The sequence below is a fragment of the Nocardia sp. NPDC049935 genome (assembly GCF_055586645.1).
In genome coordinates this window covers 56720-72652 of the sequence record NZ_JBVJHV010000004.1, presented here as the reverse complement: position 1 = coordinate 72652, position 15933 = coordinate 56720, and the positions used below count along the sequence as shown (strand labels likewise).

Annotated in this window: 14 protein-coding genes; 9 read left to right on the top strand and 5 right to left on the bottom strand. The window is 69.3% G+C overall.

Translation table 11 applies throughout. The annotated features are described in order from the left end of the window. Window positions 1-57 precede the first annotated feature (57 nt). The gene (locus ACZ6SF_RS17005) at window positions 58-1293 is read left to right on the top strand and encodes a cytochrome P450 family protein (RefSeq protein WP_466063080.1); all 1236 of its coding nucleotides are present in this window, start codon (window positions 58-60) and stop codon (window positions 1291-1293) included. A 140-nt stretch (window positions 1294-1433) separates the two neighbouring features. Then, on the top strand, window positions 1434-1841 hold the full coding sequence (locus tag ACZ6SF_RS17000; RefSeq protein WP_466063079.1) for a winged helix-turn-helix transcriptional regulator: 408 nt from the start codon (window positions 1434-1436) through the stop codon (window positions 1839-1841). Window positions 1842-1874: 33 nt separating this feature from the next. Here the strand turns inward: ACZ6SF_RS17000 and ACZ6SF_RS16995 are convergent, their stop codons facing one another. Both ACZ6SF_RS16995 and ACZ6SF_RS16990 read right to left on the bottom strand, forming a co-directional pair. Next, entirely contained in the window at window positions 1875-3083 is a 1209-nt protein-coding gene (locus ACZ6SF_RS16995; RefSeq protein WP_466063078.1) for a cytochrome P450, read from the bottom strand. A gap of 144 nt (window positions 3084-3227) precedes the next feature. After that, window positions 3228-4772 carry an alanine/glycine:cation symporter family protein gene (locus tag ACZ6SF_RS16990; RefSeq protein WP_466063077.1) on the bottom strand — a complete coding sequence of 515 codons (1545 nt, stop codon included), beginning with the start codon at window positions 4770-4772 and terminating at the stop codon, window positions 3228-3230. Window positions 4773-4981: 209 nt separating this feature from the next. Here ACZ6SF_RS16990 and ACZ6SF_RS16985 point away from each other — a divergent pair, with 209 nt between their 5' ends. From ACZ6SF_RS16985 to ACZ6SF_RS16955, 7 genes are all read left to right on the top strand, one after another. After that, window positions 4982-5731 carry a GntR family transcriptional regulator gene (locus ACZ6SF_RS16985; RefSeq protein ID WP_466063076.1) on the top strand — a complete coding sequence of 250 codons (750 nt, stop codon included), beginning with the start codon at window positions 4982-4984 and terminating at the stop codon, window positions 5729-5731. Window positions 5732-5904: 173 nt separating this feature from the next. After that, window positions 5905-7104 (top strand): acyl-CoA dehydrogenase family protein, encoded by a 1200-nt coding sequence (locus ACZ6SF_RS16980; protein ID WP_466063075.1) that lies wholly within the window; start codon window positions 5905-5907, stop codon window positions 7102-7104. Between the two features lie 52 nt (window positions 7105-7156). Continuing rightward, window positions 7157-7945, top strand: a complete 789-nt coding sequence (locus ACZ6SF_RS16975; protein ID WP_466063074.1) for an enoyl-CoA hydratase/isomerase family protein — start codon at window positions 7157-7159, stop codon at window positions 7943-7945. Continuing rightward, window positions 7942-9174, top strand: a complete 1233-nt coding sequence (locus ACZ6SF_RS16970; RefSeq protein ID WP_466063073.1) for a CoA transferase — start codon at window positions 7942-7944, stop codon at window positions 9172-9174. Before ACZ6SF_RS16975 ends, ACZ6SF_RS16970 begins: the two co-directional genes overlap by 4 nt. Further along, window positions 9171-9911 carry a 3-oxoacyl-ACP reductase FabG gene (fabG, locus tag ACZ6SF_RS16965; RefSeq protein WP_466063072.1) on the top strand — a complete coding sequence of 247 codons (741 nt, stop codon included), beginning with the start codon at window positions 9171-9173 and terminating at the stop codon, window positions 9909-9911. The genes ACZ6SF_RS16970 and fabG overlap by 4 nt, the downstream gene beginning before the upstream one ends. A gap of 94 nt (window positions 9912-10005) precedes the next feature. Beyond that, window positions 10006-11217, top strand: coding sequence for an acetyl-CoA C-acetyltransferase (locus ACZ6SF_RS16960; protein ID WP_466063071.1), 1212 nt, complete (start codon window positions 10006-10008; stop codon window positions 11215-11217). Then, window positions 11214-11684 (top strand): MaoC family dehydratase, encoded by a 471-nt coding sequence (locus ACZ6SF_RS16955; protein WP_466063070.1) that lies wholly within the window; start codon window positions 11214-11216, stop codon window positions 11682-11684. Before ACZ6SF_RS16960 ends, ACZ6SF_RS16955 begins: the two co-directional genes overlap by 4 nt. Window positions 11685-11827: 143 nt before the next feature. Here the strand turns inward: ACZ6SF_RS16955 and ACZ6SF_RS16950 are convergent, their stop codons facing one another. The 3 genes from ACZ6SF_RS16950 to ACZ6SF_RS16940 are packed head-to-tail and all read right to left on the bottom strand — an operon-like array spanning window position 11828 to window position 15876. After that, window positions 11828-12961: an ABC transporter substrate-binding protein gene (locus ACZ6SF_RS16950; RefSeq protein ID WP_466063069.1), complete on the bottom strand. Its 1134-nt coding sequence runs from the start codon at window positions 12959-12961 to the stop codon at window positions 11828-11830. A gap of 37 nt (window positions 12962-12998) precedes the next feature. Beyond that, a complete protein-coding gene (locus ACZ6SF_RS16945; RefSeq protein ID WP_466063068.1) occupies window positions 12999-14753 on the bottom strand; it encodes an ABC transporter permease in 1755 nt (584 codons plus the stop codon). 1 nt (window position 14754) lies between these two features. Continuing rightward, on the bottom strand, window positions 14755-15876 hold the full coding sequence (locus ACZ6SF_RS16940; protein ID WP_466063067.1) for an ABC transporter ATP-binding protein: 1122 nt from the start codon (window positions 15874-15876) through the stop codon (window positions 14755-14757). Window positions 15877-15933 lie beyond the last annotated feature (57 nt).

The window sequence follows — 15933 nt, the reverse complement described above, 5'->3', positions numbered from 1 at the left end:
AGCGACAACACTCAGTCGGAAGCTCACGGCACACTGCACGTACCTATGGAGCTTTTCTTGACCACCAGCGCCCCCGGCAATCCCCCGACCGCCCACGGATCCCCGCTCGCGGACACCGGCCCGCGGATCCCGCTCTACGCCCCCGAATTCGCGGCCGACCCGCATGCGGTCTACCGGCGGATGCGCGGCGAGCACCGGTCCATGGTGCCGGTGGACCTGGCGCCGGGTGTGCCCGCGACCCTGGTGATCGAGCATCGGACGGCCGTCCGGATCCTCAACGACCACGAACATTTCCCCGCCGACCCCCGCGCCTGGCAGCGCACCGTGCCCGCGGACTGCCCGGTGCTGCCCATCCTGGAGTGGCGCCCGGTCCCGGCGCGCAACAGCGGGGCGGACTTCCGCCGGTACCGCGCGGCCAATGCCGACGCCCTGGACCAGGTCGACCTGCACGCACTGCGCGCCGCGGTGGACGATCTGGCCACCCCGCTGATCAACACCTTCTGTGAGCGGGGCAGCGCCGATCTGCTGCGCGACTACTGCTTCCCGCTGGCCTTCGGCGTCTGCAACGCGCTGCTCGGATGTCCGCCGGAGATCGGCGGGCGGGTCGCGGCCGGGATGGCGGCGATGTTCGGCGGCGGCGCCGAAGAGGGCAGCACGATGATCAATGCCGCGCTCACCGAACTGGTCGCCTTCAAACGCGAGCATCCGGGCGAGGACGTCACCTCACGGCTGCTGCGGCACGAGGCCGGGCTCGACGAGGAGGAGGTCATGCACCAGCTGGCGGGTCTGTACGGGGCGGTGCTCGAATTCCAGCAGAATCTCATCGCCAACACCCTGCTGCTCATCGTCACCGAGGACCGTTTCGGCGGCAGTGTTCTCGGTGGCAGCCTTTCGACGCGTGACGCGCTCGACGAAGTGTTGTTCGACAACCCGCCGATGGCGAACTTCCTCATCACCTATCCGCGTCAGCCGATGCTGATCGACGATGTCTGGCTGCCCGCCCATCAGCCGGTCGTCATCGGTATCGCCGCCTGTAATCACGACCCCGCGATCCGCGCCGACGACCACCGCGGCAACCGGTCGCATCTGTCCTGGGGGCTGGGCCGGCGCTCCTGCCCCGCCCAGACACCGGCCTACCTGGTGGCGCAGGAGGCCATCGATCAGCTCCTCGACGCCCTGCCGGATCTGCGGCCGGACCTGCCCGGCGGGCCGGATTGGCGCCCCGGTCCCTTCTACCGCGCTCTGACCTCGCTGCCGGTGACCTTCCCGCCGTCACCGCCGTTCATCCGGTAACCGCCGGAATCCGGCCACCGTGCGAGGATTGATCCGCTGCCGGTGGCGGGCTTGTCGCCCCCTCTTTCGCCAAGCCCGGTCACCACGGCGACATCATGATTGTGGTGGAGCCCGGGGCAGGCCCGACAGGAGGCACTTTCATGACCGTTGCACACACCGACGTAACCGACCAGGCAGATACCACCGCCGATTCCGGTCCCTGTGGCGGGGATCACTGCGGGATCAAGGAACTGCTGGAACGCCTCGGCGACCGGTGGAGTCTGCTGATCCTGGTCGAGCTACACAGTGGCCCAAGGCGTTTCAGTGATCTCCTGCGGGCGGTGCCGGGGTTGTCCCAGCGCATGCTCACCGTCTGCACCCGGAATCTGATGCGCGACGGGCTGATCAGCCGCACGGTCTATCCGACCGCGCCACCCCAGGTCGAATACGCGCTCACCGAACGCAGCGACGGGCTCGCCACCGCCATCCTCGCGATGGCCGCCTGGGCCCGCGACAACCACGCCGATATCGAACGCTGCCGCGCGGAGTTCGACGCGGCCAACCCCTGACACCCACACCCGGGAGGACGATCCGGCGACGCCCTATCCGGTGTCGACCGGCATCGCGATCAGGCCGTGCAGGGCCAGGCCTTCCCGGGGCACGGTGGGCCCGGCCGGCGCGAGGCCGGGGAACGCGCGCAGCAGTGCCGGGAACGCTACCTGCGCCTCGAGCCTGGCCAGCGGCGCGCCGAGACAGTAGTGCAGCCCTCCGCCGAACGACAGCGGCGGATCACCGTCCCGATCCACGCGCAGTACATCCGGCTCCGGAAAGACCTCGGGATCGCGGTTGGCCGCGCCGAGCAGGGTGATCACCCGCTGCCCGGCCGGCAGGGTGTGTGCGCCGACCCGGATCTCCTCGGGTGCGGTGCGCGAGGTGAGCACCTGCACCGGTGAGTCGTACCGCAGGAGTTCCTCGGTCGCGGTGACCGCGAGAGCGGGGTCGGCGCGCAACATCCGCGCCTGTTCCGGATGGTCGAACAGGGCGCGCAGACCGTTCGCGAGCAGTCCCGTGGTGGTTTCGAAACCCGCCGCGAACAGCAGCGCCGCCATGGTCACCACTTCGTCGTCGTCGAGTCCGCCGTCGGCCGCGAGCGCCGACAGCAGGTCCTCACACGGTCGCGCGCGGCGGTGCGCGACCAGTCCGGCCAGGTAGCCGGCGATCTCGGTCGCGGCGATATCGGCCTTCGCGACGGTGCCCTCGTCCAACCGGTCCAGCACCGCGGTCCAATCGCGCACCAGCGGCTGGAACCGGGCCCGGTCGGCCTCCGGCACGCCCAGCAGTTCACCGATCACGGTGACCGGCAACGGAAACGCGAACGCGTCCACGAAATCGACGGTGCCCGCACCCGGCATTCCGGCGAGCAGATCCGCGACGATCCGCTCGATCGCGGTGCGCAGGCCGGTGACCCGCCGGGCGGTGAAGGCGCTCGACACCGCCCGGCGCAACCGGGTGTGATCCGGCGGATTGCGCACCAGCATGCTGGTGAAGACCAGCCGCAGCCCGGGCCGTTCGCGCCACTCGGCGAATCCGGCGGCCGCCAGGTTGCGTTCGGGCCGTTTCTGCAATCGGTGGTCGCGCACCAGCGCGGTCGCCGCCCGGTATCCGCTGACCACCAGCGAACCGTCCGGCGACTGCACGACCGGCCCGAATTCCCGCAGCTCCCGGTACAGCGGATAGGGGTCGGCCTGCCCCGCGGGCTCGGCGAGCGCGGCCAGCAACCGACCGGCCCGGGTCTCGATATCGGTCGCCATGCTCTCCCCCGATCTGTGGGCACCACGGACTGCCCGTTCGACCCTACTCGCGGCCCCGGGGCCGCTTCCAGCGCAGCGTCCCCGCACCGGAACCGGCGCCACCGCGTAATCGCCTGTTGCCGAGCAGGTTCGGCAGAGGGAGTACTAAACGGGCGCGCGGGTGCGTTCGCCTCCGCTCGACGGCTCGTAGCTCTCCCAGAAGTCGGCACCGGAAATCCCCAGGGCCACCGGGTCGAACACTGGGTCCACCCCGGCCTTCTGTTGTTTCTCGTAATCGCGCAACGCCTTGTAGGCGGGTTGCTGCAGGATCAGGATTCCGACGATATTGAGCCAGGCCATCAACCCGACCCCGATATCACCGAGTGTCCACGCCTCGGCCGCGGTGGACACCGCACCCATCACCACCGAGATCAGGATCAGCGCCTGCAGCAGCAGCGTCGTGGCGGAGCCGACCGAACCGCGCACGACCGGCACAGCGACGGTGCCGAACCTGCCGAGCAGGAATCGCAGGTTGGTCTCGGCGATGTAGTAGTAGGCGATGATCGTGGTGAGGCAGAAGAACGCCAGCGATACCGCGACGAACGTCGACCCGGCGCCGCTCCAGAAGGTATCGAAACCGGTCTGGACGAAGCTCGGGCCGACCACGACATCCGACGGCAGCGCACCGCCCTCGGCGATGACCGCGCCGTCGGCGGTCTCCCCCTCGAACACCCGGTAGGCGCCGGTACCGAGGATGAGGAACCCGGTGGCACTGCAGACGAACAGGGTGTCGATGTACACGGCGAAGGCCTGGACGAATCCCTGTTTCGCCGGGTGCGACACCTCGGCGGCGGCCGCCGAATGCGGCCCGTTGCCCTGCCCGGCCTCGTTCGAGTACACGCCGCGTTTGACCCCCCACATAACGGCCGCACCGACGATCGCGCCGAACGCGGCATCGGCGCCGAACGCGCTCGCGAAGATCGTGCGGAGCACCTCGGGCACCGCCGAGGCGTTGAGGAGCACGACGACGAGCGCGAACGCGATATAGCACACCGCCATGAACGGGACGACCACCGCCGCGAACGCGGCGATACGCTTCACGCCGCCGATGATCACGAAGGCGAGCACGATCACCGTGCCCATCGCCACCACCCACTCGGACAGTCCCCAGGCCTCGTTCATCGCCAGCGCCATCGAATTCGCCTGGACGCCGGGCAGCAGCACTCCGCAGGACAGCACGCTCACCGCGGCGAAGACGAACCCGTACACGGTGAACGCGGGCGCCGCCTTGGTATGCGCCATCGCCCGGCTCAGGTAATACGCCGGGCCGCCGCGATATTCGCCGGTGAGACGATCACGCGTCTTGTAGATCTGGCCGAGCGTGCATTCCACGAACGAGGTGGACGCACCGAGGAACGCCACCGCCCACATCCAGAACATCGCGCCGGGCCCGCCGAACGCGATCGCGGTCGCGACGCCCGCGATATTGCCGGTGCCGATCCGCCCGGACAGCGACATGGCCAGGGCCTGGAACGACGACACCCCGTCGGGGGACTTCTCCCCCTTCAGCATCAGTCCGATCATCTCCGGCACCTGCCGGATCTGCAGAAATCTGGTCCGTACCGAGAAATAGACCCCCGCCGCGAGACAAAGATAGACGAGAGTGTCGCTCCAGATGTAACCGTTGATCGTGTCCAGAAAGTCGGCCACGGTGGGTATTCCTTCCGATCGGCTTCGGTCGGCAGACTCGCACAGACCACCTCCGGCCCGATGTCCGAACGGTCAAATCCGTGTAAGACATCGAGGCCGCCGGACCGATCGATCCGGATCGCGGCATCGTCCGCACCTCCGGACCGCCCGCACCAGACATTGTCGGCATAATATCCGTACATATCGCGCCGCCGAGAGGGCAGGAGAGTATGAAGACAGACCGGGAACGGGGCGTGGAGCCGGCCCATCAGGTGGTGTCGCGGGCCCTGCGCGACGGTATCGCCGCGGGCGACTACCGCGACGGCGGCAGATTGCCGACCGAGGCGGAACTCGCGCAGCAGTACGGCGTCAGCCGCCAGACGGTACGCCGCGCGTTCCAGGACCTCGTCGCCGACGGCAGCGTCTACCGGGTTCCGGGCCGCGGTACGTTCGTCACCGAATCCGAGGGCCACTACCTGCGCCATCACGGTTCGATCGAGGATCTGATGAGCCTGTCCTCCGACACCACGATGGAGGTGCTCACCCCCCTGCACCGCCGGGTCGACATCGCGGCGGCGGGCCGGCTGCGGCTCGATACCGATATCGTCCACACGGTCACCTTCCGCCGCATCCACGAAGGTGTTCCGTTCGTCGTGACCACCGTGTACCTGCCCGAGCACATCGGCAGGCATCTCACCGGCCGCGCCGAGGTCGGGGTGGGCGGGAAGAGTTCCCATACCGTGATCGGACTGCTCGAACCCCATCTCGGCGACCCCATCGTCGAGGCCGCCCAGTCGATCACCGTGTCCGGCGCCGATGCCGAGGTCGCGGCCGGGCTCGGCTGCGAGCAGGGCCATCCCATGCTCCGCGTCGACCGGCTGTACTCCGACGCCGACGGCCGGGCCGTCGATCTGTCGGTCAGCTACTTCCTGCCCGAGCACTACACCTACCGGGTGACGCTGCGCCGCAACACACTCTGACGCCGCCACCGGCTCCACGAACAATCACGCACCATTTGTACGTACTTATGCTACAAATGACCGGATCGACATTCTTTCCAGACCGAGCCCCCGACGAGCCTCCCGCACGGGTGCGCGACAGCGCCCGGCCGTGAGCGCGCCGGCGCCCGGTCGCCGAACAAGGAGGATCCGGTATGGGCCGGCTATGCGGCACCGACGGACTGACCGAGGACCAGACCGAGATCATCGCCACGGTCCGGGCATTCGTGGAGAAGAAGATCCTCCCGGTGGCCACCGAACTCGAGCATGCCGACGAGTACCCCCAGGACATCGTCGACGGACTGAAGGAGCTGGGCGTCTTCGGGTTGATGATTCCCGAGGAGTACGGCGGCCTGGGTGAATCCCTGCTGACCTACGCGCTGTGCGTGGAAGAGATCGCGCGCGGGTGGATGAGCGTCTCGGGCGTGATCAACACCCACTTCATCGTGGCCTACATGCTCATGCGGCACGGTACCGACGAACAGAAGCGGATGTACCTGCCCCGCATGGCCACCGGCGAGGTGCGCGGGTCGTTCTCGATGTCGGAGCCGGGGCTGGGCTCCGATGTGGCCGCGATCAAGACCCGGGCCGTCCGCGGCGAGGACGGCTGGTACACGATCGACGGCCAGAAGATGTGGCTGACCAACGGCGGCACCTCCAACCTGATCGCCGTGCTGGTGAAGACCGACGAGGGCGCCGGCAGCGTGTACAAGAACCTCACCACGTTCCTGGTGGAGAAGGACGCCGGCTACGGCGAGACGGCTCCGGGCCTGACCATCCCCGGAAAGATCGACAAGATGGGCTACAAGGGCGTCGACACCACCGAAGCGGTCTTCGCCGGCCACCGGATCCCGGCCGACCGGATTCTCGGCGGCGTCCCCGGCAAGGGCTTCTATCACATGATGGACGGTGTCGAGGTGGGCCGCGTCAATGTCGCCGCCCGCGCCTGCGGTATCGCGCTGCGGGCCTTCGAGCTGGCCATCGCCTACGCCCAGCAGCGCGAGACCTTCGGTCAGCGGATCGCCGATCACCAGGCGATCCTGTTCCGCCTCGCCGAGATGGCCACCAAGGTCGAGGCCGCCCACGCGATGATGGTCCGGGCCGCGCGGCTCAAGGACACCGGTGAACGCAACGACGTCGGGGCCGGTATGGCGAAGATGCTGGCCGCGGAGTACTGCAACGAAGTCGTCCAGGACGCCTTCCGCATCCACGGCGGTTACGGCTACTCCAAGGAATACGAGATCGAACGCCTGTACCGCGAGGCCGCGTTCATGCTGATCGGCGAGGGCACCTCCGATATCCAGAAGATGATCATCGGCCGGGCGCTGCTGGCGGAGTACCGGATCGATGCCTGACCGCGGCGAAAGCATCGACACCCGTCAAGACATACTATATTTTCTATAGATTATGACCTCCGAGACAACACAGGCCCCCGTCCACCAGGAACACCCGGGCTCCGGGGTCACCGTGCTGCGGCTCGACCGCCCGCACCGGCGCAACGCCCTCGACGCGCGGACCGTGGAACTGCTGCGGGACGGCCTCGCCGAGGCCGCCCGCCGGCGGGACGCGGCCGTGGTCCTCACCGGGGGCGACGACTTCTTCTCCTCCGGTGGTGATGTGGCGTCGATGCCCGGCACGGACACGGGCGTTTTCGGCCCGGCGGAACGCCTGACCTCGATTCACGCGCTGGTGACCTCGATAGTCCGGGCCGATCAGGTGATCATCGCCGCCGTCGAGCGATACGCGATCGGCGCCGCCTGGGGCATCGTGCTGGCCTGCGATCTGGTCGTCGCCGGGGACGACGCGTATTTCCAGGCGCCCTTCGCCGCGCGGGGAATGACCGCCGACGCCGGAACCGCATACCACCTCCCCCGCCGGCTGGGTCAGCAGCGCGCCGCCGCCCATCTCTTCCTCGGCGAACCCCTCACCGCCCCGGACGCCCGCGCGGCGGGTCTGGTGACCGAGACCGTGCCGTCCGGGAAGGCGACCGCGCGGGCCCTCGAACTTGCGGAAACGCTGGCGGCCGGCCCGGCCCAATCCAACGCCCTCACCAAATCACTGCTCGCGCAGGACCGCGCCGACCTCGGGCAGTTCCTGGCCCAGGAACGCGCCGCGATGGCCCTGGCCGGACACGGGACGAATGCACACGAAGGACGCCACGCCTTCCTCGAACGACGGGAGCCCCGCTTCTCATGAACGCCACCCCGCTGGCCCATCTCCAGGTGGTCGAATGCGCCACCTTCGTCGCCGGGCCCTCCTGCGGTATGAGCCTCACCCAGCTGGGTGCCGAGGTCATCCGGGTCGACCTCCCCGGCGGGGGCAGCGACCATCTGCGCTGGCCCCTGGCCCCCAGCGGTTCCAGCCTCTACTGGGCCAACCTCAACAAGGGGAAACGGTCGGTCGCACTGGACTACCGCACCCCGGAGGGACGCGAACTGCTCGTGGCGCTGTGCACCAGGCCGGGGCCGGGCGCGGGGATCCTCGTCGACAACATGGTGGGCCGCCACCGGGTGACCCACGACGATCTCACCGCGCGCCGGTCCGATGCGATCTCGGTGCATGTGCTCGGTTTCCCCGACGGACGTCCCGGAGTCGACTACACCGTGAACGCCGCGGTCGGGGTGCCGAATATGACCGGACCGGCCGGCGCCGCGCAGCCGGTCAACCATGTGCTGCCGGCCTGGGATCTGCTCGCGGGGGCGTCCGCGGCGCTCGGTGTGCTGGCCGCGGTGAGCCGGCGTGACCGGACCGGCGAAGGGTCGCGGCTCGATATCGCACTCTCGGATGTGGCCCTGTCCGCGGTGGGTGCGCTGGGCTGGCTGGCCGAGGCCGAACAGGACGGGGACCGGCCGCCGCTCGGTAACCATCTCTTCGGCAGTTTCGGTACGGATTTCGCCACGTCCGACGGCCGGCGCGTCATGGTGGTCGCGCTGACCGAAGGTCAGTGGAAAGCGCTCTGCGAGGCCACCGGTACCGCAACGGTTTTCGCCGCCCTCGAAGCCGCGCTCGGCACCGACCTGCGCGACGAATCCGAACGGTACGCACTCCGCGAGACCATCGCCTCGATCCTGCGGCCCTGGTTCGCGGCACGCACCCTCGACGAACTGACCACCCGATTGAACGACGCGCGGGTGCTGTGGGGTCCCTACCGATCGGTCCGGGAGGCCGCCGCGACGGCCCGGGCGGATCCGGGTTCGCTGGCCCGGCCGGTCGAACAACCCGGAATCGGGGAGATGCTGGCCACCGGGAATCCGCTCCGCTGGAACGACACCGCTTCGGCTCCCGTACCCGCCCCGCTCCTCGGCGCCGACACCGAGCGGGTGCTGGCGCACGAACTGGGATTGACCGGCCACGAGATCGGCCGGCTGCACGACCGGCGGGTGGTGGCATGCGACCCGCAGCACCGACAGGAAGGTTCCTCATGACCGCACTTCTCACCGGCAGAACCGCCGTCATCACCGGCGGCGCGCAGGGTATCGGCCTGGCGATCGCCACGCTGTACGTCGAGCACGGCGCCCGGGTGATCCTCGGCGACCTCGACGAAGCCGCCGCCCGGGCCGCCGCCGAGGGACTCGGCGGCGACCGGGCCCGCGCCGTCCGATGCGACGTCACCGACGCCGCGCAGGTGCAGACCCTGGTCGACACCGCCGTGGACGAGTTCGGATCCCTCGACGTCTTCGTCAACAACGCCGGTATCACCCGCGACGCGACCATGCGCACCATGACCGAGGACGATTTCGACCTCGTCGTCCGGGTCCATCTCAAGGGCACCTGGAACGGCACCCGGCTGGCCGCGGCCCGGATGCGGGAGCAGAAGTCGGGCGCGATCGTCAATATCTCCTCGTTGTCGGGGAAGGTCGGAATGGTTGGGCAGACCAACTATTCGGCGGCCAAGGCCGGAATCGTCGGACTCACCAAGGCGGCGGCCAAGGAGATGGCCCACCACGGGGTGCGGATCAACGCGATCCAGCCGGGGCTGATCCGATCCGCGATGACCGAGGCCATGCCGCAGAAGGCCTGGGACCAGAAGATGGCCGAGATCCCGATGCAGCGACCCGGTGAACCGGACGAGGTCGCGGGGGTGGCGCTGTTCTACGCCTCGGCGCTGTCCTCGTATATGACCGGCACCGTCGCCGAGGTGACGGGCGGCCGGTTCATGTGAGCCCGGGGCGCCGCGCCGTATCCGCCCCGAGCTCGATCCCGCTTCGACCACCGATCCACACCGGCACCGCCGGGCCGCCCGACCCAGGAGAGTTATGTACGACGCTGTCATCTGCGAACCACTGCGCACCCCCATCGGCGGTTACGGCGGTGTCTTCCGCTCCCTGACCGCGGTGGATCTGGGGGTCGCGGTGCTGCGCGAACTCCTGGCCCGCGGACTGCCGGCCGAGGCCGTCGACGATGTGATCCTGGGGAACTGCAACCCCAACAGCGAGGCACCGGCGATCGGGCGCGTGGTCGCGCTCACCGCCGGTCTTCCGGTCGAGGTGCCGGGCCAGCAGATCGACCGGCGGTGCGGGTCCGGGCTCCAGGCGATCATCAACGCGGCGATGGCGGTGCAGACCGGAGCGGCCCGGGTGGTCGTCGCGGGCGGTACCGAGAGCATGAGCAATGTGCCGTTCTACACCACCGACGCCCGCTGGGGCGCGGCGCGCGGCGGTATGACGATGCACGACGGGCTGGCCCGCGCCCGCACCACCGCCGGCGGTCCGGACTATCCCGTGCCCGGCGGCATGATCGAGACGGCGGAGAACGTCCGTCGCGAATACGGCATCACCCGCGAGGCCCAGGACGCGCTGGCCGTGGAGTCGCACCGCCGCGCCGTGGCCGCCCAGCGGTCCGGGGTGTTTGCGGAGGAGATCGTGCCCGTCACGGTGCCCGGGCGACGGGGCGACACCGTCGTCGATACCGATGAGCACCCGCGCGCCGATACCGGCCCGGAGTCCCTGGCCGCCCTGCGGCCCATCATGGGACGCACCCTCGACGACGCCACCGTGACCGCCGGCAACGCCAGCGGGCAGAACGACGCCGCGGCGATATGCGTGGTCACCACGCCGGAGCGGGCGGCCGAGCTGGGGCTGCGCCCCTTGGTCCGGCTGGTTTCCTGGGCCGTGGCAGGCGTCCCGCCCCGCACCATGGGAATGGGTCCGGTACCGGCCACCGCCGCCGCGCTGGAGCGGGCCGGGCTCACCCTGGCCGATATGGACCGGATCGAACTCAACGAGGCCTTCGCGGCCCAGGCACTCGCGGTGCTGCGGGAGTGGAAGCTCACCGGCGGCGACCTCGAGCGGGTGAACGCGCACGGTTCCGGTATCTCCCTGGGCCATCCCGTGGGCGCGACCGGCGCCCGGCTGGCCGGGACGCTGGCGCGCCAGCTCACCCGGATCGGCGGCCGCTACGGTCTGGCCACGCTGTGTATCGGCGGCGGTCAGGGATTGGCTGCCGTGCTCGAGCGGGTCGACGGTTGAGCGCGCCCGGCCCCGCCATCGCGGGCACCCGGGAGGAACTGGAGGCACTCGTCGGGGTCGAACTCGGCCCCGGCCCGTGGCTCACTCTGGACCAGGAGCGTATCGACCTGTTCGCCCGCGCGACGGGTGACCACCAGTGGATCCACGTCGACACCGAACGGGCCGCCGACGGTCCGTACGGCCGGACGATCGCCCACGGCTATCTCACGCTCTCGCTCATTTCCTCGCTCGCGGCGGACCTCTACGAGTTCCGCCTCGGCACGGCGCGGCTCAACTACGGCCTGGACAAGGTGCGATTTCCCGCCCCCGTCCCGGTCGGTGGCCGGGTGCGGTTGCGCTGCACGATCGCCGAGGTCCGTCCACGGGAAGACGCCCTTCTGGTACCCATCGACTTCACCGTGGACCTGGCCGGTAGCGATCGGCCGGCCTGCGTGGCCCGCAAGATGTCGCTGGTCCTGCTCACCTGATACCGGCCGGGCCCGCCTCCGCTCACGTGAGTGGAGGCGGGCCCGACCGGATCCACATGCCCGAAAAGACACGGTCGCCGCAACCTTCCTCATCGAGGTTGCGACGACCGTGACCTATGGGGCCGGTCTGCCCGGCGCCGGTATCAGCCGCTGAAGGCGAACGTCCGATTCCACCGGGACACGATGTCCTGGCCACGGTTCCGGGCGTCCTCCGGGGTGTAGACCACGAAGCCGTCGTCATCGGCCTTCGGCAACTGGTAGTGACCGGTCGGGACCTGGTCGATATCGGTGCGCGACCCCACGAAACCCTGTGCCGCCGCGAACTCCTGACCGGAGCGCGACATGGTCCAGTTCATGAAGAGCTGCGCCGCCGGGCTGTTCGCGCCCGCCCCGGTCAGTCCCTGCATATTGAAGGTGCCCGAGACACCCTTCTCCGGAACCACCAGTTCGATGGGTGCGCCCGCGGTCTCGGCGCCGTAGGTGCTGTTGAAACCGACCGTGGCCACCTCGATCTCACCGCGGGCCAGCGCATCGAGCTGCACCGAGGTGGTGTCGAAGACCCGGGGCTGCTGGGCGGCCAGGCCCGCCCAGTACTGCGGCCCCAGGACACGCTCCTGGAAGTCGGCCAGGCCCTGGACGGTGCCACCGGCGCCGGCGTTCACCACACCGATCCTGCCCTTCCACTTCGGGTCGAGCAGATCGTCCCAGGAGGACGGGGCCTGGTCCTTCTCGACCGCGAGATCGTTGTAGGCGAAGGCGTAGGCCGAGTAGTAGACGGTGTAGTACCGGCCGTCCTGCCACACCACGTCGCCCATCCCGGCGAGCTTGTCGTAGGTGGGCGTCCGGTAGGGGACGAAAACGCCCGCCGCGGCGAAGCCCTCGGCCAGGATCGGATCGGTGATGGTGACCACCCCGGCCGACAGCCGGCCGGCGCCGTGCTCGCTGAGCACGCGTTCGTTGAGCTTGCCCGACGGCAGGCGGGTCATGTTGACCTTCACCCCCGTCTCGGCCTCGAACCGGGCGGCGGTGAGCTCGGCGCTCTCCGCACCCGACGCGGTGTACCAGGTGAGCGCCTCCCCGCGGGCCGCGGCCAGCAGTGCGGCGTCGCCGATCTTCTCGCCGTGGATGACGAGTCCGTCGGAGTCGTCGATCGCGGGCATGGCCAGCATCTCCTCGGTGCGGGCGGCGTCCGATCCGCCCCCGCCGCCGCCACAGGCGACCAGCGATGCGCTGAGGAACAGGGCGGCGACTACGGCGCCCCATCTGGTGAGCTTCATGGTTCTGGCTCCTTCTCGAGCGGTTACGCCGGGTCCGTCACTGACGGGCCAGCCGGCGGGGAATATAGGACAGGACGAACATGAAGGCGGTGTAGATCACGCTCATCGCGGCTGCCTGCCGCAGGGCGCCGCCGTTCTCGAACGCGTCGTAGATGGCGATCGAGAGGATCTCGGTCTCGCTGGTGTAGAGGAACAGCGGCACGGTGAGTTCCCGCATGCTCAGCATCAGCAGCAGCAGGAAGGTGGAGAGCAGACCCACCTTCATCAGCGGCACCGTGATCCGGGCGACGGCCGTGGTGCGGCCCGCGCCGAGCATGACCGCGCTGTCCTCGAGATCCCGGTCGGTGGCCATGATGGACGCGGCCACGCCGCGGAATCCCTGCGGCGCCTGCACCGCCAGGAACGCGACGACCAGTACGGCCAGGGTGCCGTAGAGCGGTACCGGCAGCACCAGCCAGGTCCACAGCAGGCCCATGCCGAGGACCACCGCGGGAATCGCCAGCGGCATCATCGACACGGTTTCGACCAGCGACCGCCCGGACGCCTTCGACCGGTAGACCACATAGCCGCAGAGGAAGGCCAGGACCGTCCCCGCCACGGCAGCGAAGAGGCTGACCACCGCGCTGTTCAGCGCGGCCTCGCGGAACCCGGAGGAACCCAGCACCTCGCCGAAGGAGCCGAAATCCAGGCCGCCGGGCTCGGTGAGCCGGCTCATGGAGGTCAGATAGGGCGAGGTCTGGCCGGCGGCGATCGTCAACGCCAGGATCGGCAGCACGATGGAGAGGCCGAAGAAGCCGAGGGTCAGCAGGAACAGCGGGATACGCGCCTTGCCCAGGGCGAACTTCTTCTGCCGCACACCCTTGCCCGTCACCGTGGTGAAGGAGCGCTTGCGCAGTGCCCGGTTCTGCAGCCAGGTCACCAGGACGACGATCGCCACCAGGACCACCGCGATGGCCGCGCTCTCGTTACCCCGCGACGGGGTCGCGTTGAGCAGCCGGAAGATGAAGGTGGGCAGCGTATCCACTCCGCCGGGGGTCCCCAGCACCTGCGCGACCGGGAAGTTCTCGAAGATCAGCGTGAAGGTCAGGATGGCCGAACCGATCAATGCCGGCAGGGCCAGCGGGAAGGAGACCCGGCCCAGCATGCGGCGCGGTGTGGCGCCGTGGACGCGGGCCGCTTCCTCGAGGTCCGGGCTCATCATCGACATCGCGCCGTGGACCAGCAGGAATGTGTACGGCGAGTAGTACACCGCGAAAACGAAGATCATTCCCGGCAGCGAGTAGATATCGAGCGGCAACGACCAGCCGAGATCGCGCTGGGCGATATTGAGCAGGCCCGCGGTCGGGCTGCCCAGGATGGACCAGGCCAGCGCGCCCACATAGGACGGCAGGAACAGCGGCATCAGCCCGATCAGGTAGACGAACTTCGGCAGCGGGATATCCGAACGCGCCGCCAGGAAGGCCAGCCCGCCCCCGATCGCGCAGGCCAGCCCCGTCGCGCTGACGGCCAGCACGAGGGAGTTGACGAACGCGCCCTGCACCTCCGGTGCGGAGAAGATCCGGAAGTTGTCCAGGGTCAGATCGAAGCCGATATTGCCGGGTCGCGGCACGCTCGTGCTCAGGGCGGCGAGAACGACCAGTGCGGCGGGCAGCACGATCAGCACCGCGAGAACCACCAGCAGCGCGCCGGAGGGCAGCCATCTCTTACGCCACGGAAGCGTGGAGCGTCCACCGGACGAGGGCTTGCGCGCGGGCGGCACCGGCGCCTCGGGGGCCGAGGTCATGAGTGCCATATCAGGATTCCTCTCCGGGAGTGGGCACCTCGCCGGGCAGCACCCGGACATGTTTGGGATCGGCCTCGACCACGACCCGGTCGTCCTTGCGGAACAGGCCGGCGGATTCCTCGTGGCTCTGCACCTCGATCACCGGGCCCGCGTCCAGACGCACCGAGCACCGCGCGAACGAACCCTGGAAAACGCTGATCTCGACCTTGCCCGGCCACGTGTTCGGCCGCTGCGGCGCCGGGTCCGGACCGTCGGCCGCGCCCAGGCGTACATGTTCGGGCCGGATGCAGACACTCAGATCGCTCGTATCGCCAGGGAGCTCGGTACCGAAGGCGACCTCGAGGTCGTGCTCGCGGAGCCGGAGCCGGTCCGAGCGCTGCTCCGGCGGGCGGACGGGGAAGATATTGGACACACCGAGGAATCCCGCGATGGACGCCGAGGCCGGCGCCCGGTAGGTCTCCCACGGATCCGCCAGCTGGGAGATCCGGCCGCCCTGCATGATGGCGATCCGGTCCGCCAGCGCCAGCGCCTCACCCTGATCGTGGGTGACGTAGATGCAGGTGAGACCGAGTTCCAGCTGGAGCCTGCGCAGTTCGACCCGCAGGTCCTCGCGCAACCGGGCGTCCAGATTGGAGAGTGGTTCGTCGAGCAGCATCACGGCCGGTTCCATCGCGAGGCTGCGGGCCAGGGCGACCCGCTGCATCTGCCCGCCCGACAGCATGCTCGCGCCCCGCGCGGCGAGATGCGCCAGCCCGACCAGTTCCAGGGTCTCCATGGCCTTGGCCCGCGCCTGTGCCTTCGGGCGCTTCTTCATCTTCAGCGGGAAGGCCACGTTTTCCAGCACGGTCATATGCGGCCAGACGGCATAGGACTGGAAGACCAGGCCGACATTGCGTTTGTTCGGCGCCAGATTCACCTTGCGACCGGCGTCGAAGACCGTCGCGCCCCCGATGGTGATGGTGCCGCCGCTCGGGTCCTCCAGACCGGCGACGCAGCGCATGGTGCTGGTCTTGCCGCACCCGGACTGTCCGAGCAGGACGAGGGATTCGCCGTCCTGGATGTGGAGGTCGAGGTGCCTGACGGCGGTGAACTCACCGAAGGTGAGCGAGAGGTCGTCGATGCGCACGTCCATGGGGATCACTGGCTCCTGCGGGGATGGAATCTGGGACGGAGTCGCCGTCCGGCGGCC